Annotated in this window: 20 protein-coding genes and 1 tRNA gene; 16 read left to right on the forward strand and 5 right to left on the reverse strand. The window is 67.8% G+C overall.

Features of this window, described 5'->3' with window-relative positions:
* The first annotated feature begins 162 nt into the window (after positions 1–162).
* Positions 163–975, forward strand: coding sequence for a helix-turn-helix domain-containing protein (locus HNR28_RS17190; protein WP_170288435.1), 813 nt, complete (start codon positions 163–165; stop codon positions 973–975).
* 17 nt (positions 976–992) lie between these two features.
* Positions 993–1,298, forward strand: coding sequence for a putative quinol monooxygenase (locus HNR28_RS17195; RefSeq protein ID WP_151024249.1), 306 nt, complete (start codon positions 993–995; stop codon positions 1,296–1,298).
* Between the two features lie 22 nt (positions 1,299–1,320).
* Here HNR28_RS17195 and fabI read toward each other — a convergent pair whose 3' ends face one another.
* From fabI to gloB, 3 genes are all read right to left on the reverse strand, one after another.
* A complete protein-coding gene (gene fabI / locus HNR28_RS17200) occupies positions 1,321–2,103 on the reverse strand; it encodes an enoyl-ACP reductase FabI (protein ID WP_043684999.1) in 783 nt (260 codons plus the stop codon).
* Positions 2,104–2,222: 119 nt separating this feature from the next.
* Entirely contained in the window at positions 2,223–3,629 is a 1,407-nt protein-coding gene (locus HNR28_RS17205) for a transglycosylase SLT domain-containing protein (RefSeq protein WP_043684996.1), read from the reverse strand.
* Positions 3,630–3,821: 192 nt separating this feature from the next.
* A complete protein-coding gene (gene gloB, locus HNR28_RS17210) occupies positions 3,822–4,631 on the reverse strand; it encodes a hydroxyacylglutathione hydrolase (protein ID WP_151024248.1) in 810 nt (269 codons plus the stop codon).
* Between the two features lie 15 nt (positions 4,632–4,646).
* Here gloB and HNR28_RS17215 point away from each other — a divergent pair, with 15 nt between their 5' ends.
* The 4 genes from HNR28_RS17215 (at position 4,647) to HNR28_RS17230 (ending at position 6,977) form a co-directional block, all read left to right on the forward strand.
* The gene (locus tag HNR28_RS17215) at positions 4,647–5,417 is read left to right on the forward strand and encodes a class I SAM-dependent methyltransferase (RefSeq protein ID WP_409360339.1); all 771 of its coding nucleotides are present in this window, start codon (positions 4,647–4,649) and stop codon (positions 5,415–5,417) included.
* The gene (rnhA, locus tag HNR28_RS17220) at positions 5,410–5,907 is read left to right on the forward strand and encodes a ribonuclease HI (protein ID WP_052355988.1); all 498 of its coding nucleotides are present in this window, start codon (positions 5,410–5,412) and stop codon (positions 5,905–5,907) included. The genes HNR28_RS17215 and rnhA overlap by 8 nt, the downstream gene beginning before the upstream one ends.
* Positions 5,908–5,950: 43 nt before the next feature.
* Positions 5,951–6,694 carry a DNA polymerase III subunit epsilon gene (gene dnaQ, locus HNR28_RS17225; RefSeq protein WP_151024247.1) on the forward strand — a complete coding sequence of 248 codons (744 nt, stop codon included), beginning with the start codon at positions 5,951–5,953 and terminating at the stop codon, positions 6,692–6,694.
* Between the two features lie 208 nt (positions 6,695–6,902).
* Positions 6,903–6,977 (forward strand) — tRNA-Val (locus tag HNR28_RS17230).
* Positions 6,978–7,019: 42 nt separating this feature from the next.
* Here HNR28_RS17230 and HNR28_RS17235 read toward each other — a convergent pair.
* A complete protein-coding gene (locus HNR28_RS17235) occupies positions 7,020–7,940 on the reverse strand; it encodes a LysR family transcriptional regulator (protein WP_151024246.1) in 921 nt (306 codons plus the stop codon).
* Positions 7,941–8,102: 162 nt separating this feature from the next.
* On the opposite strand from HNR28_RS17235, the gene HNR28_RS17240 reads away from it, so the two are divergent.
* The 9 genes from HNR28_RS17240 to HNR28_RS17280 all read left to right on the forward strand — a co-directional run bounded on the left by HNR28_RS17240 (position 8,103) and on the right by HNR28_RS17280 (position 16,355).
* A complete protein-coding gene (locus HNR28_RS17240) occupies positions 8,103–8,963 on the forward strand; it encodes a VOC family protein (protein ID WP_151024245.1) in 861 nt (286 codons plus the stop codon).
* Between the two features lie 203 nt (positions 8,964–9,166).
* Positions 9,167–10,030, forward strand: a complete 864-nt coding sequence (locus HNR28_RS17245) for a VOC family protein (protein ID WP_151024244.1) — start codon at positions 9,167–9,169, stop codon at positions 10,028–10,030.
* The gene (locus tag HNR28_RS17250; RefSeq protein ID WP_151024243.1) at positions 10,027–10,722 is read left to right on the forward strand and encodes a class II aldolase/adducin family protein; all 696 of its coding nucleotides are present in this window, start codon (positions 10,027–10,029) and stop codon (positions 10,720–10,722) included. Before HNR28_RS17245 ends, HNR28_RS17250 begins: the two co-directional genes overlap by 4 nt.
* A gap of 46 nt (positions 10,723–10,768) precedes the next feature.
* Positions 10,769–11,944, forward strand: a complete 1,176-nt coding sequence (locus HNR28_RS17255; RefSeq protein ID WP_151024242.1) for an ABC transporter substrate-binding protein — start codon at positions 10,769–10,771, stop codon at positions 11,942–11,944.
* Positions 11,945–12,017: 73 nt separating this feature from the next.
* Positions 12,018–12,935, forward strand: coding sequence for a branched-chain amino acid ABC transporter permease (locus tag HNR28_RS17260; RefSeq protein WP_151024241.1), 918 nt, complete (start codon positions 12,018–12,020; stop codon positions 12,933–12,935).
* Positions 12,936–12,942: 7 nt separating this feature from the next.
* Complete coding sequence (locus HNR28_RS17265; RefSeq protein ID WP_151024240.1) at positions 12,943–13,929, forward strand: branched-chain amino acid ABC transporter permease; 987 nt, start codon at positions 12,943–12,945, stop codon at positions 13,927–13,929.
* Entirely contained in the window at positions 13,926–14,690 is a 765-nt protein-coding gene (locus tag HNR28_RS17270; protein ID WP_151024239.1) for an ABC transporter ATP-binding protein, read from the forward strand. Before HNR28_RS17265 ends, HNR28_RS17270 begins: the two co-directional genes overlap by 4 nt.
* Positions 14,687–15,397, forward strand: a complete 711-nt coding sequence (locus tag HNR28_RS17275; protein WP_151024238.1) for an ABC transporter ATP-binding protein — start codon at positions 14,687–14,689, stop codon at positions 15,395–15,397. The genes HNR28_RS17270 and HNR28_RS17275 overlap by 4 nt, the downstream gene beginning before the upstream one ends.
* A gap of 1 nt (position 15,398) precedes the next feature.
* A complete protein-coding gene (locus HNR28_RS17280) occupies positions 15,399–16,355 on the forward strand; it encodes a 3-hydroxyacyl-CoA dehydrogenase family protein (RefSeq protein WP_211369285.1) in 957 nt (318 codons plus the stop codon).
* Here the strand turns inward: HNR28_RS17280 and HNR28_RS17285 are convergent.
* A complete protein-coding gene (locus tag HNR28_RS17285; RefSeq protein WP_184143066.1) occupies positions 16,324–17,061 on the reverse strand; it encodes an FCD domain-containing protein in 738 nt (245 codons plus the stop codon). The genes HNR28_RS17280 and HNR28_RS17285 overlap by 32 nt on opposite strands.
* Positions 17,062–17,267: 206 nt before the next feature.
* Between HNR28_RS17285 and HNR28_RS17290 the strand changes: the two genes are divergently transcribed.
* Positions 17,268–18,722 (forward strand): 2-hydroxymuconic semialdehyde dehydrogenase, encoded by a 1,455-nt coding sequence (locus HNR28_RS17290; RefSeq protein WP_151024237.1) that lies wholly within the window; start codon positions 17,268–17,270, stop codon positions 18,720–18,722.
* The last annotated feature ends 98 nt before the right edge of the window (positions 18,723–18,820 follow it).

Consider the following 18,820-nt stretch of genomic DNA (forward strand, 5'->3'; position numbering starts at 1 on the left):
GTCCCGTATGTCCCGCATCCGTCCCGTGCGTCCACACATCCGCCCCGTGCGGCCGCGTATCCGTCCCATTCCCCCGTGCATCCGTCCGGCGCCCCGCTGCGCGGCGGGGCGCGGTTTCCGTCCCGCCTCATGATCACGTTCCAGCAAGCCCCGGCGCCGCTCTTGCGCCCCTTCGTCGACCGCCTGTGGGGCTGGGAGACGGCGCCCGGCGAGTCCATCGGCCTGCCGGCCCTGCTGCCGGGCACCGGCGCGGAACTGTACTTCCACTACGGCACGCCCTTTCGCCTGCGCGGGGCGGACGGCCCGGCGGCGCCCCTGGCGGCGGGCCATCTGCTCTGTCTGCGCCGCGCCGTCGCGGACCTGGCGCCGCAGCCGGGCGTCGGCTTCGTCGCGGTCCGCTTCAGGGCCGGCGCGGTGGGCCGGTTCGTGCCGATGGCGGAGTCCGCGCTGCGGGACGAGGCGCCTTCGTTCGATGAGGTGTGGGGGCCCGAGGGCCGGCGCCTGCAGGAGCGGCTGTCGGAGGCGGCGGACTGGAATGCGCGGGCGGCGCTGCTGCAGCGCTTCCTGCTCGCCCGCGTGCGCGCCCGGGCCGCCGACCCGTGGGTCGAGGCGGGCATGGCCCTGGCGTACCGGGAAGGCGGGCGGCTGCGCGTGGAAGGCCTCGCGGACAGGCTGGGGCTGGGGCGCCGGCAGCTGGAACGGCGCTGGCGGGCGCAGACGGGCCAGTCGCCGGCGGAGTTCGCCCGCCTGGCGAGATTCCAGCGCACGGTGCGGCGCCTGATGCTGGACCGCCGGGTGCGCGTCGTCGACGCGGCGCTGGAGGGCGGGTACTGGGACCAGGCGCATTTCGTGCGGGATTTCGCGGGCCGGGTCGGCATGCCGCCGGGCGCCTGGCTAGCGGCGGCGCGCGCGAGGACGCATTTCTACAATACCCGCCTGGAAGCGGCTGGCATGCTGTGCGCTCCATCCCCTTGAGACGAAGGAAGCATGCCATGTACATTCTGATGGTGGAATTGCGCGCCAGCCCGGAGCGCCTGGACGAACTGGAGCCGGTGCTGCGCGCGCTGGCCGAGACGGCGCGGACCGAGCCCGGGATCGTCTGCTATGCCGTGCAGCGCCGCGAGGACAGTCCCGACGTGTTCCTGCTGTGCGAATGGTACCGGGACGAGGCCGCCTGGGAAATGCACATGGCGCTGGCCCCGGTGCGCGAGGCGCTGGGGCGTTTCGATGCGCTGCTGGCCGCGCCGCCCGCGGTCACGCGCTGCGCCCCCGTGGCGCTGGCGTGCCGGCCGGCCTGACACGCGGCCTGGCCGCCGGGCTTCAGTCCATGCCCGGCACGGTGTTGGAAAAGCCGCAGTCCACGTGCAGGATTTCGCCGGTGATGCCGCTCGCCAGGTCCGAGAGCAGGAAGGCGGCGGCGTTGCCGACGTCCTCGATGGTGACGTTGCGGCCCAGGGGCGACTGGGATTCCACGTATTTCAGCATGTTGGAGAAGTCGCGGATGCCGCTGGCCGCCAGGGTCTTGATCGGCCCGGCGGAGATGCCGTTGGCGCGCAGGCCCTTTCTGCCCAGGGATCGGGCCAGATAGCGCACGCTGGCTTCCAGGGACGCCTTGGCCAGGCCCATCATGTTGTAGTTGGGAATGGCCTTTTCCGCGCCCAGGTAGGTCAGGGTCAGGACCGAGCCGTTGCGGCCTTCCAGCAGCGGCAGGGCGGCCTTGGCCAGCGCGGGGAAGCTGTAGGCGGAGATGTCGTGCGCGATGCGGAAGTTCTCGCGCGTCATGCCGTCCAGGAAATCGCCTTCCAGGGCCTCGCGCGGGGCGAAACCGATGGAGTGCACCAGGCCGTCCAGGCCGTCCCAGTGCTCGCGCAGGGCGGCGAAGGTGGCTTCGATCTGGGCGTCGTCGGCGACGTCGCAGGGAATGACGATGCTGCTGCCGAGTTCTTCGGCAAAGCCGCGCACGCGGCCCTCGAAGCGTTCGCCGACGTAGGTGAAGGCCAGCTCGGCGCCCTGGGCGCGGCAGGCATGCGCGATGCCGTAGGCGATGGATCGGTTCGAGAGTACGCCGGTGATCAGGATGCGTTTGCCGTTCAGAAAGCCCATGGTGTGTTCCAGTCTGAAAAGTTCGATTTAAAGCGAAGGTCTCTCCACCGCGCGGCTTGCAAGCCGCTTGGATTCGTCAGGCATGGCATAGTCCGCAGGGGACTATGCCATGTCCTGCCTCATCCTTGCACTGCCGTGCCGGGTACGCGCAGGCGCTGGCCGGTGGACAGCGAGGAGCCCTTCAGGTTGTTGAGTTTGCGCAGGGCGTCCACCGAGGTGTTGTAGCGCCGCGCCAGTGAATACAGGGTGTCGCCCGGGCGGATCGTGTGGGTGCGGACGACGGGCTTGGGCCGCAGGTCCGGGGCGTGCAGCCGGGCGGAAGCCTGGGTCGGAAGATTGACGCGCCTGACGTTCCGGGTGGACGGGGCGGCCGGCTCGGCGGCGGAGGCCTGGTAGGACACCAGCCTGAGGCCGCCGCTTGCCGGGGCTTCCTGGGCGGGGATCAGCACGGCGGCGGTTGCGACGGTCTGCTTCGATCCCAGCTTGTTGGCCTGGCGCAGCTGATCCAGGGTGATTCCGTGGGCCTTGGCGATGCTGGCCAGGGACTGGCCCTTTTTCGGATGGTAGATCTGCCAGGACGACAGGCGGCCCGTATAGGATTCCAGGTTTTCGTTGAAGACGCCGACCTTGTCCAGCGGCAGGTGCAGCGCCGGGTTGTGCGCGGCCAGGATGACGGGCCGATTGTACGAGGGGTTCAGCGCCTGGAAGTCCTCCAGCGGCATTTCCGCCAGGGCGGCGGCCACGGCGATGTCCATGTCGCGCGACTTGTGCACCGTGGTGAAGTACGGCGTGTTGCTGACGCCGGGCAGGGTGATGCCGAATTTTTCCGGCCGGGCGATGATGTTCTTGATGGCCTGGAGCTTGGGCACGTAGTTGCGCGTTTCCTCGGGCATGTCCAGGTCGGTGTAGCCGGTCGGCCTGCCGGCGTCGGCAGCCTTGTCCATGGCGCGCTTCACGGCACCCTCGCCCCAGTTGTACGAGGCCAGCGCCAGGTACCAGTCGCCCTGGAAGTCGTACAGGTAGCTGAGGTAGTCCAGCGCCGCCTGGGTGGAGGCCACCGGATCGCGCCGCTGGTCGCGCCACCAGTCCTGTTCCAGCTTGTAGTGCAGCCCGGTGCTGGGGATGAACTGCCACAGGCCGGAGGCCTGCGAGCGCGACAGGGCGTTGGGGTTGTAGGCCGATTCGACGAAGGGCAGCAGAGCCAGTTCCGTGGGCAGGCCGCGCCGGTTGAGCTCGTCGACGATGTAGTACAGGTACTTGCCGGCCCGCTGGCTCATGAGCAGCACCGATTGCGGGTGCGAGGCGTAGTAGTCCGTCCAGTAGTCGACCCGTTCGTTGCGCAGGTTGGGGATGGCGAAGCCGCGGCGGATGCGGTCCCACATGTCGCGGGGCGGGTGGGTCAGGTCGACCGTGCGCGAGGTGTCTTCCGCCACATAGGCCTGGCGCTGATCGGCCGGCGGGTGGCGGGTGGCACAGCCGGCCAGCACCACCAGCATCAGCGGCAGGAGGAGTCGCAGGATTTTCATGGGTGGATCATCGGGGGGATTCGAGCGCGAAGTTGCCCGATTTTACCCAGGTAATCACATGTTTGTGCAGAAGACTTCGGAAATCACCCGGATCGCCGTCCCGCGCGAGGGGGCCGGCCGCGCCATGGGGCACGGGCCGCGGCGGCGGGCCGAGGGACGTGGAGCACGCCACGGCGGCGGGCCGGCGGCACGCTAGCGGAAGTCGTTTTTCCATTCCCGCAGGCTGGCGAAGACCGCCTGGGGCGTGTCCAGGGACGCCTGCGCGTGCCGGGCGGCGGCCTCGCGGACGTCGGCCCGGCCGGTGCGCAGGAAAGGATTGGTTTCCAGTTCCAGGCCGAGGGTCGAGGGTACGGTGGGCAGGTCGTCGGCCCGCAGCCGGGCGACGTCCTGCGCGCGCTGCCGCAGGGCGGCGTTGCCGGGCTCGACCGCCAGGGCCCAGCGGATGTTGGACGCCGTGTATTCGTGCGCACAGCACACCAGGGTGTCCGGCGGCAGCCCGGCGAGCTTGTCCAGGGACGCCAGCATCTGCGCGGGGGTGCCTTCAAACAGGCGCCCGCAGCCGGCGGCGAACAGCGTGTCGCCGCAGAAGACCGCCGGCCGGCCCGGATCCAGCAGGCCGGCGTAGGCGATGTGGCCGGCCGTGTGGCCGGGCACGTCCAGCACCTGGAACCGCAGCCCCATGCCGGGCAGGTCCACGGTGTCGCCCTCGGCCAGGGGCACGTCGCAGACCGGGATGTTTTCGTGGCGCGGCCCGTAGACGCGCGCCCCGGTTCGCTGTTGTAATGCACGCACCCCGCCGACGTGGTCGCCGTGATGGTGCGTGATCAGGATGGCTTCCAGGATCGGCCCGTCGCGCAGCAGGGCCTCGACGGGGCCGGGTTCACCCGGATCCACGACGAGTGCGCGGCCGTTTTTCTGTACCATCCAGATGTAGTTGTCCGACAGGGCCGGGATGGGTGTCAGGACGGCCGGCTCGGCCGGGATGTGGGCGGACGGATTCATGGCGAGGGAGTCAGTGTGGCACCGCAGCGCGAAATGCCGATCGAATTGGCCGAATGGCTGGAAACCCCGGCGGGGCGGTACGTGCGCGCCTGGGAACAGCGCCAGGTCGATGCCATGGTCAGCAATGCGTTCGGCTATCATGCCATACAAATCGGGCTGCCGCACTGGAACCTGCTGCAGGCCAACCGCATTCCCTACAAGGCCTGGGCGCACAGTCCCAGCGCGCCTTTCGGCACGCGGGCCGGCCGCCTGGTCTGCGAACCGGAGCAACTGCCCTTCGACACGCAGAGCATCGATCTGGTGGTCATGCCGCACACCCTGGAATGGTGCGCGGATCCCCATCAGGTCCTGCGCGAGGTCGAGCGGATCCTGATGCCCGAGGGCCGCGTGGTGCTCACCGGCTTCAATCCCTACAGCCTGTGGGGCCTGCGCGAATCCCTGCCGGGCCTGGAACTGCGCCTGCCGGTGTCAGTGCCGTCCCAGGTGTCGCCGGCGCGCCTGAAGGACTGGTTCAGGCTGCTGTCCTTCGAGCTGGACCGGGGCCGCTTCGGCTGCTATGCGCCCCTGTGCGCGACCCAGACCTGGCTGCGCCGCTGGCGCTTCATGGAACACGCGGGCGACCGCTGGTGGCCCGCCGGCGGCGCCGTCTACGCGATCGCGGCGGTCAAGCGGGTGTCGGGCATGCGCCTGGTCGGGCCGGCGTGGCGCCAGCCGCGCCGCCGCCGCGTGCGCCGGGGCGCGGTGGCGCCCGTCGCCAATCGAATCAACGAGGATATGCATGGCTGAATGCGTGGCCGAACCGCGGCCCGAACTGAAACAGACCCCCGCGCCCCGGGTGGACGCCTGGACGGACGGCGCCTGCAAGGGCAATCCCGGCCCGGGAGGCTGGGGCGTGCTGCTGCGCCAGGGGCCGCACGAGAAGTCGTTGCACGGCGGCGAGCCGGCCACGACCAACAACCGCATGGAGCTGATGGCCGTGATCCAGGCGCTGCGGGCGCTCAAGCGGCGCTGCGTGGTGACGGTGCACACCGATTCCTCCTACGTCCAGAAGGGCATGACCGAATGGCTGCCCAACTGGAAGCGGCGCGACTGGCGCACGGCCGACAAAAAGCCGGTGAAGAACGCCGACCTGTGGCGGACCCTGGACGAGCTGGCCGCGCAGCATGAATTACACTGGCGGTGGGTCCGGGGCCATGCCGGCGATCCGGGCAACGAGCGGGCGGACGCCCTGGCCAACCTCGGCGTCGAGGACCCGCAGGGCACCCGCGCCTCCTGAATTTTCGCCATACGGCCGGCCGCGCCGGCCGGCAAGGAACCCCATGCGTCAGATCATCCTGGATACCGAAACCACGGGCCTGGAGCCCGAGCAGGGCCACCGCGTGGTGGAACTGGCCTGCGTCGAGATCCTCAACCGCCGGGTCACCGACCGCCACCTGCACCTGTACCTGAACCCGGACCGCGACAGCGACCCCGAGGCGCTGCAGGTCCACGGCCTGACCACCGAATTCCTGTCCGGCCACCCGCGCTTTCCGGAAGTCGCCCAGCAGCTGGTGGATTTCGTGCGCGACGCCGAGGTCATCATCCACAACGCGGCCTTCGACGTAAAGTTCCTCAACGCCGAACTGCGCCGCGCCAGTCTTCCGCCATTCACCGAGCTGTGCGCCAAGATCACCGATTCGCTGATGGTGGCGCGCGAAATGTTCCCCGGCAAGCGCAACAACCTGGATGCGCTGTGCGAGCGGTTCGGCATTTCCAACGCGCATCGCACGCTGCACGGCGCCTTGCTGGACTCGGAACTGCTGGGCGAGGTGTGGCTGGCCATGACGCGCGGCCAGGACTCGCTGCTGGACGAGGCGCCCGACGATGCGGCGGGCGGGGCCGGCGCCGGCGCGGCCGGGGCCCTGGGCCGCTTCGATGCGTCCCGCCTGCCGGTCATCCAGGTCGATGCCCAGGCCCTGCAGGCCCACGAGGCCTACCTGGACGGCCTCGACAAGGCCGCGGGCAAGCCCTGCCTGTGGCGCCAGCTCGAAATCCCCGTCGAGGCGGACGGCGTGGCGGGCTGAGGCGGGCGAGGACGGCGCCCGTCAGCGGCGCCGTCCGAGGCGGCGTGCCGAAGTACTGAAGCGTCGAGGTGTTGAAGCGGCGCTGTCAACGCTAAATAGAAGCGACCGGTGTTGAAGCGGCGCCCGGCGCACCGCCCGAAAACATGTATAATGGCGGTCTTTCCAGTCGGCTGCCCCGCATCGCATGCGGATCCTGCGCAGCCCGATTGGGCGGTTAGCTCAGTGGTAGAGCACTGCCTTCACACGGCAGGGGTCACTGGTTCGAACCCAGTACCGCCCACCATCTCCCCTTCCGATACCCCCCTCCAATACCCCACCCCTGCTCTCAGGCGCGTACGAACAGGCTCGTGAACTGCCGGCGCAGCCAGTGGCTCGCCTGGTCGTGGCTGGTGCGGAAATGCCACTGGATCGAAATCGGGAAGCGGGGGACGGAAAACGGCGGCTTGCGCGTGACCAGCGTGTCATAGAGCGCCAGCATGGAGTCCGCCAGGCGGGAGGGGATGGTCAGCAGCAGGTCGGAATCGGCCACCACCCCCGCCAGCCCCAGCGCGTGCCGCGCCGTGAAGACGATGTGGCGCCCCGCGCCCGCGGGGCCGGCGATCTGGCCCAGCGCCTGCATCAGCGCGGGGTAGCTGCTGCCGCCCGGCCGATAGTCCACGTGCTTCGAGGCGAGGTATCCGGCCGTGGTCAGCCGCTGGCCGGCGAGCGGATTGGTGCGGCGCATGAGGACGACGAAGGTTTCCGTGAACAGGGTCTCGCGGCGGCATTCGCGGCTGAGTTCGGGCCAGTGCCCGATGGCGAGGTCGATCCGGCCCTCCGCCATGGCCTGGCTGGCCTGCTCGGGCGGCACGTCGACGGTTTCCAGCCTGACATGCGGCGCGTGGACGGCCAGGTGGCGCAGCAGGGTGGGGATGAACACCTGCTGCGCCAGGTCATTGCCCAGCAGCCGGAAGGACCGGGTGGACTCCAGGGGATCGAAGGACTGTGTGTCCCGCAGTGCCGTTTCGATCCTTTGCAGGCTGTGCTCGATGGGCGCCATGAGGGCCTGGGTCAACGGGGTCGGCGCCATGCCGTGCGCGCTGCGGACGAACAGGGGATCGTCCAGGTGTTCACGCAGCCGGCGCAGGGCGTTGCTGACCGCGGACTGGGTGATGCAGAGCTGCTGCGCCGCCTGGGTGACGTTGCGGGTGGCGTAGACGGCGCGCAGGATGCGCAGGAGGTTCAGATCCAGAAGTTCCGGCCGCATGGCGGGGTTCCTGCCTTATATTTCTGCCAGTGATGGAGTCGATCATAAATCATGATTGGTATGAATTTCGCTTGTTACCTAAACTAAGTCTTTCCTATCGATAATCATCTTTCTTATCGATATTCCAGCAAGCACATCCAATCCCATACAAGGAGACAAGCCATGATCGAACTGCGAGACATCTACTACACCCGGCTGGGCACCCGGGATCTGGAAGCGGCCGAAGCCTTCGGCACCACCGTCCTGGGACTGCAGGTGGTGGAGCGCACCGCGGAACGCCTGTACCTCAAGAGCGATGCGCGCCATCATACGCTGGCGTATTTTCTGGGCGATCCCTCCGAGCAGATCGTGGCCTTCGAGATCAAGGACTGGTCGAAGCTGGGGGCCGCCTTCGAGCAGCTGAGCAAGGCGGACGTGCCGTGCGGGATGGGCAGCGCGGCCGAAGCGGAGGATCGCCACGTCGATGGCTTCATGTGGTTCCAGGACCCCACCGGCAACCGCATCGAGATCGTGGCGCGGCCGCACGATTCGGGCGTGCGCTACTTTCCTTCCCGGGACGCGGGCATCGTGTGTTTCGGGCACGTCGGTCTGTGTTCGACGGATCCGGTGCGCGACCAGGCCTTCTGGCTGCGCCATTTCAACGTGATGATCAGCGACTGGATCGGGCCCTGCCCCCTGCTGCGCGTCAACGAGCGCCACCACCAGATGGCCCTGTTTGCCACCGATCACAAGGGCATCCAGCACATCAACTTCCAGGTCAGGGAAGTGGACGACGTCATGCGGGCCTGGTATTTCCTTCAGGAGCGCGGCACCCGGATCGTCTTCGGCCCGGGCCGGCATCCCACGTCGGGCGGCAACTTCCTGTACTTCGAGGGACCGGATGAGGTGATCTTCGAGTATTCCAACAGCGACCGCAAGATCATCGACGATGTGGCGAACTACCGGCCGCGGCAGTTTCCGCTGCAGCCGTCGTCCTTCTGCATGTGGGGCTCGAAGCCCGACATCCGGGAGTTCAGGGGCTGAGAAAACGCGGCGCGCGGACGTCCCCGCCGCCGCGTGCTTTCATGGCCGCCGGGGCCTCCGGCGGCACGGCGCCGATCACGGCGCAAGGAGGAAATCCACTTTATACGAAATTTATAAAAAATATCGATAAAGTGTTGACTAGCGTAAATTTTATGAATTATCCTAAGAAAAAGCGCTCGTATCACAGGGCGCAGGAGACTGGGATGATTCATTTGCACGACATCCGCTACGTACGGCTGGGCACGTCGAATCTGGAGGAATCCGTCCGCTATGCGACGGAAGTACTGGGGCTGGAAGTCGCCTCGCGGGAGCGCAGGGCAGTCTATCTCCGTTCGGATGCGCGTGACCACACCTTGTGCTATTTCGAGGGAGACCCGCGCGACCACACCGTGGCCTTCGAGGTCGATTCGGCCGAGGAACTGCAAAATGCGCTGGCCGCGCTGGACGATCCCCGCTACCGGGCGAGCCAGGGATCGGCCACCGAAGCCGAGCAGCGCCGCGTGCGCGACTTCATCCATTTCCGGGACCCGTCGGGCAACCGCATCGAGCTGGTGCATGCGCCCCATCACAGCGGGCGCCGTTACTTTCCTTCGCGCGATGCGGGGATCACGGGGTTCAGCCACATTGGCCTGCGCACGCTGGATGCGCGGCGCGACGAGGCTTTCTGGACCCGCATGCTGAGCGCCAAGGTCAGCGACCGCATCGGCGATGCGCCCCTGCTGCGCATCGACGAGGTCCACCACAAGCTGGCCCTGTTCCCCTCCACCTTTTCGGGCGTGCAGCACATCAACCACCAGGTCGAGAGCATCGACGATGTCATGCGCGCCTATTACATATTGCTGGAGCGCGGCATCCCGATCCGCTTCGGTCCCGGCCGCCACCCCACCTCGGGCGCCATGTTCCTGTATTTTGAAGGCCCCGACGGCATGATTTACGAGTATTCCACGGGGGTGCGCCGCATCGCCCCGGAAGAGGAAAAAGATTACCATCCCCGGAATTTCCCGGCGGTTCCTTCGTCGTTCTGCATGTGGGGGGCCAAGCCCGACATCCCGGAGTTCCGCAAATGACGGCGGGGCCGGACACCTCCGTCCCTGAGGCGATCCAGGCGCGGGTGCGGTGCGCGGCGCGCGCGCTGGGCCGCGCCGGCCTGGCGCATGCCTATGGCCATTGCAGCCAGCGCCTGAACGAGGGCGAATTCCTGGTGTGCGCGCCGATGCCCATGGGGATGATCCGGCACGAGCCCGGTATCGTCGTGCCGGTCGAGGGGCCACTGCCCGAGGGCGTGCTGGGCGAGGTGCGGATCCACCAGCAGATCTACCGTCGCAGGCCCGAGGTCGGCGGCATCGTGCGCAGCATGCCGCCCGCCGCCATGACGCTCTCGGCGGCGGGCATCACGCCGCGCGTGCGCCATGGCATGGGCTGCTATTTTTCTCCGGGCGTGCCGCTCTGGGACGATGTCCAGCTGGTGCGCAGCGATGCGCAGGCCGCCGGCGTGGCGGGGCTGCTGGGCGCGGGCCCGGCCGTCGTGATGCGGGGCAACGGGCTGGTCACGGCCGCCGCCACGCTGGAAAAGGCGGTGGTCCTGACCTGGTATTTCGAGGATGCGGCGCGCATCGAGCGCGACCTGCGCAGCGCTGGCCTGGCCGATCCCGCCGGGGAGATCGGGCCAGAGGCCGCGCGGCAGCGGGCGACCGAGGCCGGCCGGATTTTCGAGCGGATGTGGGATTACCTGTGCGCGGGTGATCCGGAGTGCTTGTAAACCCACGCGCAACGCGTGATTCGAGTTCGAGACAAAGGAGACTCTCATGAAAATCAGGCAACTGGCTGGTGCGGCCTGCGTCGCCCTCGCCTTGGGCGCAACCGCCTCGGCCCTGGCCGCCGAGCCCGTGAAGATCGCGCTGGTGGCAGAATTGTCGGGCCCGTCGGCCGCGCTCGGCCAGGACAAGCTCGACGCCTTCATGATGGTGGTCGAGCAGAACGGCGGCAAGCTGGGCGGCGTGCCGGTGCAGGTCCTGTCCCGCGACAGCCAGCTCAAGCCCGAGGTGGCCAACCAGATCGCCGAGGAGCTCATCGACAAGGAAAAGGTCTCCATCGTCACGGGGATTTCCTTTTCCAACGTCATGATGGCCATGGCCCGCAAGCTGGACGCGGCCGACATCGTCGTCGTGGGCTCGGGCGCCGGTCCCGCGCCCCTAGCGGGCGGCCGCTGCCTGCCCAATGTCTTCGTCGTCTCCAAGCAGAACGATCAGTTCGCCGAGGCCATGGGCCAGTACGCCACCCTGCAGGGCTACAAACGCGTCATCGCCATGGCACCGAACTATCAGGCGGGCAAGGATTTCGTGAACGGCTTCAAGCGCACCTACACGACCGCGCTGGTCGACGAGATCTACACTCCGCTCAACCAGCTGGACTTCTCGGCCGAGCTCGCGCGCGTGGAATCCGAGAAGCCCGATGCGCTGTACGTCTTCTATCCGGGAGGCCTGGGGGTCAGCTTCGTGCGCGCCTACAAGCAGCTGGGCATGGTCGACAAGGTGCCGCTGCTCAGCGTGTCCACGGTGGACGGCACGACCCTGCCCGCCCTCAAGGACGCCGCGCTGGGCGTCATGCACGCGTCCGCCTGGGGCCCGGACCTGGACAATCCGGTCAACAAGCAGTTCGTGGCGGATTTCGAGGCCAAGTACCACCGCATCCCCTCCGAGTATGCCGCGCAGTCCTATGACGCCGCGCAGCTGATCGCCTCGGCGCTGGCCAAGACCGGCGGCAATGTGGCCGACCGGGAGGCGTTCAAGAAGGCCCTGTCCGCGGCCGACTTCAAGTCCGTGCGGGGCAATTTCAGCTTCAACACCAACCAGTTCCCGATCCAGGATTTCTACGCCTTCAAGGTGGTGAAGGACGCCCAGGGCAATGCCACGCTGCAGACGGTCACGAAGGTTCTGGAAAACAGCAAGGACGCCTACTATCAGGAATGCAAGCGCCGCTGACGCTTTCGACTAGCCAAGAGCCCGCGGGCCGGTCCAGGCGCCGGCCCGCGGGCGCGCAGGGACGTACATCTGAATGGACTGGAACCTTTTCATCGCGCAGATCCTCAACGGGGTGCAGTTGGGCATGCTGCTGTTTCTGTTGTCGGCCGGCCTGACGCTGGTCTTCGGCATCATGAACTTCATCAACCTGAGCCATGCCTCGTTCTACATGCTGGGCGCGTACTTCGCGGCGACCGCCTTTTCCTACACGGGTTCCTTCCTGGTGGCGGGCCTGGCCGGCGTCGCGGGCGGCATGCTGCTGGCGGTGGCCACCGAGCTGCTGGCGCTCAAGCGGCTCTACGACAAGAACCACCTGGTCCAGGTGCTGGGCACCTTCGGCCTGATCATGTTCTTCAACGAGACCGCACGCATGATCTGGGGCTCGCAGCCGGTGTTCACCGCCCTGCCGGAATGGGCGCGCGGGTCATTGGACCTGGCCGGGGTGAACTACCCCAGCTACCGCATGCTGATCATCGTCGCAGGCCTGCTGGTGGCCTTCATCATCCACCTGCTCATCCACCGCACGCGCATCGGCATGCTGGTGCGCGCCAGTTCCACCCACGTGGAGATCGTCTCCGCGCTGGGGGTCAACGCCAAGCTCGTCAACACCCTGCTGTTCAGCGTCGGCGCGGGGCTCGCCGCCCTGGCGGGCTGGCTGGTCGGGCCGATCGTCTCGGTCCAGTCGGGCATGGGCGACAGCGTGCTCATCCTGGCGCTGGTGGTGATCGTGATCGGCGGGATCGGCTCCATCCGGGGGGCGCTGTACGGCGCCCTGCTGGTCGGCATGGTCGATACCATGGGGCGCGCCTACATGGCGCCGATGCTGCGCGGGCTGTTCGAGCGCAACATGGCCGACGCCGCCGGCCCGGCGCTGGCGTCCATGCTGATCTACCTGCTCATGGCGGTCGTGCTGGCGATCAAGCCCGATGGGCTGTTTCCCGTCAAACGCTGAGGTGTCTATGTTTCCCGAACACTTGCGCTGGCAGTCCCCGCGCTGCCTGCTGGGGGCCGGCCTCATCGGCCTGCTGCTGGTCCTGCCGCTCCTGACGCACTGGCTGGAGCTCGGCTTCTATCTTTCGCTGGCGACCCGCATCGTCATCTACGCCATCGCGGCCACCGGCCTGAACCTGATCCTGGGATACGGCGGCATGGTGAGCTTCGGCCATGCTCTGTTCGTCGGCCTGGGCGCCTATGTCGTCGGCATCTGCTCCTATCACGGGCTCGACGACGGCTGGCTGCAGCTGCTGATCGGGCTGACCGTCACTGGCGCCGTGGCCACGGCGGTCGGGCTGGTGTCGCTGCGGACGCGCGCCATCGGCTTCATCATGATCACGCTGGCGTTCGCCCAGATGTTCTATTTCCTCGGCGTGAGCCTGAAGCAGTATGGCGGGGACGACGGCCTGCCGCTCTACCAGACCAGCATCCTCGATCCGCTGCCCCCGCTCGACGACAAGGTGGCGCTGTACTATCTGGCGCTGGCGGTGTTGCTGCTGTGCATGTACCTGGTCTGGCGCATCGTGCACAGCCGCTTCGGCTACGTGCTGCGCGGCTTCCAGGCCAACGAGCGGCGCATGCTGGCGGCGGGCTATTCCCGCATGCGCTACCAGCTCAGCGCCTTCGTCCTGTCGGCGCTGATCTGCGCTCTGGCCGGCATGCTGATGGTCAACCTCACCACGTTCGCCTCGCCTTCCTACCTGTCGTGGCAGGCGTCGGGGGAATTCCTCCTGATCGTCGTCATCGGCGGCATGGGCACGGTCGTGGGACCGCTGCTGGGCGCATTCGCTCTGCTGTCGCTGGAAGAAGCCCTGTCCAGCATGACCCAGCACTGGATGGCGATCCTCGGGCCGCTGATCCTGCTGGCGGCCCTGTATGCCAGCCGCGGCCTGTGGGGCGGGCTGGTGAAATCCGCGGCGACTGCCGGCAACCAAGAGGGAGCGGGACGATGAAACCCCTGCTGTCGGTCGAGCACCTGGTCAAGCGCTTCGGCGGCCTGGTGGCGACCAACGACCTGAATCTCACGGTGAACCAGGGCGAACTCCACGCCCTCATCGGCCCCAACGGCGCTGGCAAGACCACGGTGATGGGGCAGCTGACCGGGGAACTGCGCCCGGACGCGGGCCGCATCGTCTTCGGCGGCGAAGACATCACGAACTGGACCATCGCCCGGCGCGCCCTGGCCGGCATTGCGCGGTCCTACCAGATCACGCAACTGCTCAAGGACTTCAGCGTGCTGGAGAACGTCATGCTGATGGTGCAGGCGCGCCTGGGCCATTCGTTCCGCTGCTGGAAGCCGGCGCTGCGCCAGCGCGAGCTGGTCGAGCCGGCGCTGCAGGCGCTCGACAGCGTGGGGCTGGCGGACCGGGCGCGCGACGACGTCATGGCGCTGGCGCATGGCGAGCATCGCCAGCTCGAACTGGCCATGGCGCTCGCCATGGCGCCCCGCCTGCTGCTGCTCGACGAGCCGCTGGCCGGCATGAGCCAGGGCGAGTCCGCGGTCATGATCGACCTGCTGTCGCGCCTCAAGCGCCATCACACCATCCTGCTGGTCGAGCATGACATGCAGGCCGTCTTCGCCCTGGCCGACCAGGTCTCCGTGCTGGTCTACGGCCAGGCCATCTCCACCGGGACGCCGGCCCACGTGCAGCGGGATCCCGAGGTCCGCCGCGCCTATCTCGGCGACGACCAGCCGCTCAGGAGCGCCGCATGAAGAACCTGCTCGAAGTCTCCGACCTGAAGGCGCGCTACGACCGCAGCCAGGTGCTGCACGGCATCGATTTCTCGGTGGCGCCCGGCGAGGTCGTGACCCTGCTGGGCCGCAACGGCATGGGAAAATCCACGACGCTCAAGTGCGTCATGGGCATGCTGTCCACTCACGTGGGCGAAATACGCCTGGAAGGGCGGCAGATCAGCGGCCTGCCCTCCTATGAGGTAGCGCGGCAGGGCCTGGGGCTGGTGCCGGAGGGGCGCCAGATCTTCCCCATGCTGACGGTCGAGGAAAACCTGCTCGCCACCGCGGCGAACCGTCACCAGTCGGCGCAGCCCTACGACCTGGACCGCGTCTACGAGTTCTTCCCCCGCCTCAAGGAGCGGCGCGGCAACATGGGCAACCAGCTCTCCGGCGGCGAGCAGCAGATGCTGGCCATCGGCCGGGCGCTGATGACCAATCCGCGGCTGCTGATTCTGGACGAAGCTACCGAGGGCCTGGCGCCGCTGGTGCGCGCCGACATCTGGCGCGTGCTGGGCGAACTGAGCCGGGGCGGCATGTCCATGATCGTGGTCGACAAGAATCTGGGGCCGCTGCTCGATCTGGCGCAGCGTCATTTCATCATCGAGAAGGGCCGGGTCGTCTGGTCCGGCGACAGCGCGGCGCTGCGGCGCGACGGCGAGGTCGTGGAACACTATCTGGGAGTCTGAAGTGGAACAGCATCTGCAGGAAGCAGCGGCGGGCGTCCAGGGGCGGCGGCGCCGCGTGGCGGTCGTCGGCGCGGGCGTGATCGGGGCCGGCTGGGCGGCCTTCTTCGCCTGCAAGGGGCTGGACGTCCACGTGGTGGATGCCCACCCCGGCGCCCGGGCCCGGCTGGATGATGCGCTGCAGCGCGCGCGGCGGACGCTGCAGGCGCTCGGCGGGCTGGCCGCCGAGGTGCGCGAGCCCGTCCTGGGCGACGACCTGGGCCAGGCCGTGTCGGGAGCGGACCACATCCAGGAGGTCCTGCCCGAGCAGCTGGAACTGAAGCAGCGGGTCTATGCGCAGATCGAGGCGTCGGCGCCCGATCGCTGCGTGATCGCATCCAGTTCGTCGGGCATCATGCCCAGCGCCCTGCAGGCGGGCATGCGCCATCCCGAACGCCTGGTGATCGCCCATCCCTGCAATCCGCCCTATCTGATGCCGCTGGTGGAAATCTGCGGCGGCCGGGAAACGGCCGGCTGGGCGGTGGAAGAGGCCGAGGCCTTCTACCGCGGGCTGGGCAAGCGGACGGTGCGGCTGAACCGCGAGATCGCCGGGCATCTCGTCAACCGCCTGCAGGCGGCGCTGTGGCGCGAGGCCGTCTACCTGGCGGTCAATGGCTATGCCAGCGTCGCCGACGTGGATCGCGCCGTGACCGAAGGCCTGGGCGCGCGCTGGGCCGTCTGCGGCCCGCACGAGATCTTCGACCTGTCCGGCGGCGAACTGGGCATGGCGGGCTTCCTGGACAAGCTGGGCGATGCGGTGGAAGCGTGGTGGGCGAGCCTCGGGCAGCCCAGGCTGGATGCGGCCACCCGCCAGGCCCTGATCGACGGCATGGCGCAGGCGGCCGCGGGGCGCGGCTACCCGCAGCGGGCGCAGGCGCGCGACGAAGGCGTCATGGCGCAGTTGCTGGCGCGGCCGAACTGACCTCGAAGAAGTCCGCGGGCAGGGTCTTGATGCCGTCCAGGGTCCGCAGGATGTGTTCCGACAGGGCCGACTTGGCCCGCGCCACGTCGCGCGCGATGGTGGACTCGTAAAGGATGCGGTGTTCGGTGTGCACGTCGCGCGCGATCGGGTGGTGGGAAATGCTCAGGCGCCGGTAGCGTTCCGACTGCTTGTACAGGATGCCCTGGAAATGCAGGATCCAGCGGGACGGACAGGCGCTGATGAGCGCGGTGTGGAACATGCGGTTGCGCTGCTCCCATTCGCCGCCGGCGTCGGGCGAGGCCGGGGTGCCGAGGCTGCGTTCCGCCTTTGAAAGGTGATAGAAGGCCGTGACCACCGAGGCTTCCCAGTCGTCGCGGCCGTTTTCGATGGACATTTCGAGCGCCGTGCATTCGATCAGCAGGCGGGATCGGGTGATGTCCTCGAAGTCGCTGAGCGACATGGGGGCGACGCGGAAGCCGCGCTGCCCCTGGGCGACGACCAGCGCGTCGCTGATGAGCAGCAGCAGCGCCTCGCGCAGCGTACCGGCGCCCACGTCGTACTGGTCCTTCAGGTGTTCGACGCGCAGCCGCTCTCCCGGCCGGTGGATGCCGTTGATGATGTTGTTGCGGAGTTGATGATAGGCCCCCTCGACCAGAGTCTTGGGTTCGCTCGGGTCCAGCAGGGCATTGGTTCCGGAAGCATTCACCGTGTGGCTCCTGGGTGGTGGAAGACGGGCTTGCGATGTTCAGATTATATCGATTTCTATAATCTTGTGAAGAATCTCGAAATCTTGATATAATGTCGATCATAGAAATTTAATTTGAGATTTATAGAATCTTTCGACATCGGCCGCTGTCGGCTTTCGGCGTCGATCCGGCGGCAAGCCGTCTCAATCCTGGAAACGGAAATGACATGAAGGACATCCACAACTTCATCAACGGCGAGTTCGTCGCGACCGCACGGCAGTTCACCAAGCACTCTCCCATGGACCACGCGCCGATCGCTCGGGTGCACGAAGCCGGCCGGGATGAGATCGATCGTGCCGTCCAGGCCGCGCGCGCCGCGCTGCGCGGGCCCTGGGGCAGGCTGCCAATCAGCGAGCGGGCGGAACTGCTGAAGGGCCTTGTGAGCGCCATCGACCGGCGCTTCGACGACTTCCTGGAAGCCGAGTGCGCCGATACCGGCAAGCCGCGCAGCCTGGCCTCGCACCTGGACATTCCCCGCGGCGCCGCCAATTTCAAGGTCTTCGCCGACCTCATCAACAGCGTGCCGGCCGAATTCTTTGAAAGCCCCACGCCCGATGGGCGGGGGTCGCTGAACTACGCCATCCGCCGGCCGGTCGGTGTCATCGGGGTCATCTGCCCGTGGAACCTGCCGCTGCTGCTCATGACCTGGAAGGTCGGTCCGGCGCTCGCCTGCGGCAACACGGTCGTGGTCAAGCCCTCCGAGGAAACGCCGCAGACGGCCACCCTGCTGGGCGAGGTCATGAACGAGGTCGGGATTCCCGCGGGGGTCTACAACGTCGTCCATGGCTTCGGGCCCGATTCGGCCGGCGCCTTCCTCACGGAGCATCCGGGGATCAATGCCATCACCTTCACGGGCGAAACCCGCACCGGCACCGCCATCATGCAGGCGGCAGCCCGCGGCACGCGGCCCGTGTCCTTCGAGCTCGGCGGCAAGAACCCCGCCATCGTCTTCGCCGATTGCGATCTGGATGCGACCATCGAGGGCTGCCTGCGCTCCGCCTTCGCCAACAGCGGGCAGGTCTGCCTGGGCACCGAGCGCATCTACGTCGAGCGCCCCCTGTTCGAGACCTTCGTGCAACGCCTGAAGGCAGGCGCGGAGGCCCTGAAGATCGGCTGCCCCGACGAGGAAGGCGTGTCGATGGGGCCGCTGGTCTCGCGCGAGCACCAGAACAAGGTGCTGTCCTACTACCGCAAGGCGGCCGAGCTGGGCGCGACGGTGGTGACCGGCGGCGGGGTGCCGCCCATGCCCGGGCACCTGGCCCAGGGGGCCTGGGTGCAGCCGACCATCTGGACGGGCCTGGGCGACGATTCGCCCATCGCGCGCGAGGAGATCTTCGGGCCCTGCACGCTGGTCCAGCCGTTCGACGCCGAAGACGAAGTCATCCGGCGAGCCAACGATACCGATTACGGGCTGGCCTGCTCGATCTGGACGCAGAACCTGTCGCGCGCCCATCGGGTGGCCGCGCAGATCGAGGCGGGGCTGGTGTGGGTCAATTCCTGGTTCCTGCGCGAATTGCGCTCGCCGTTCGGGGGATCCAAGCAGTCGGGCATCGGCCGCGAAGGCGGGGTCCATTCCCTGGAGTTCTATACCGAATTGCGCAATATCTGCATCAAGCTGTAGTTGCCGAATTCAATGCTGACCGAACGGAGCCGTACGAGATGGAAACCGCGCTGATCGAAGAACTGGGCGACGAGCTCTACACCGCCTGGGCCGAGCGC

Source organism: Castellaniella defragrans, assembly GCF_014203015.1.
Taxonomy (GTDB): domain Bacteria; phylum Pseudomonadota; class Gammaproteobacteria; order Burkholderiales; family Burkholderiaceae_B; genus Castellaniella; species Castellaniella defragrans.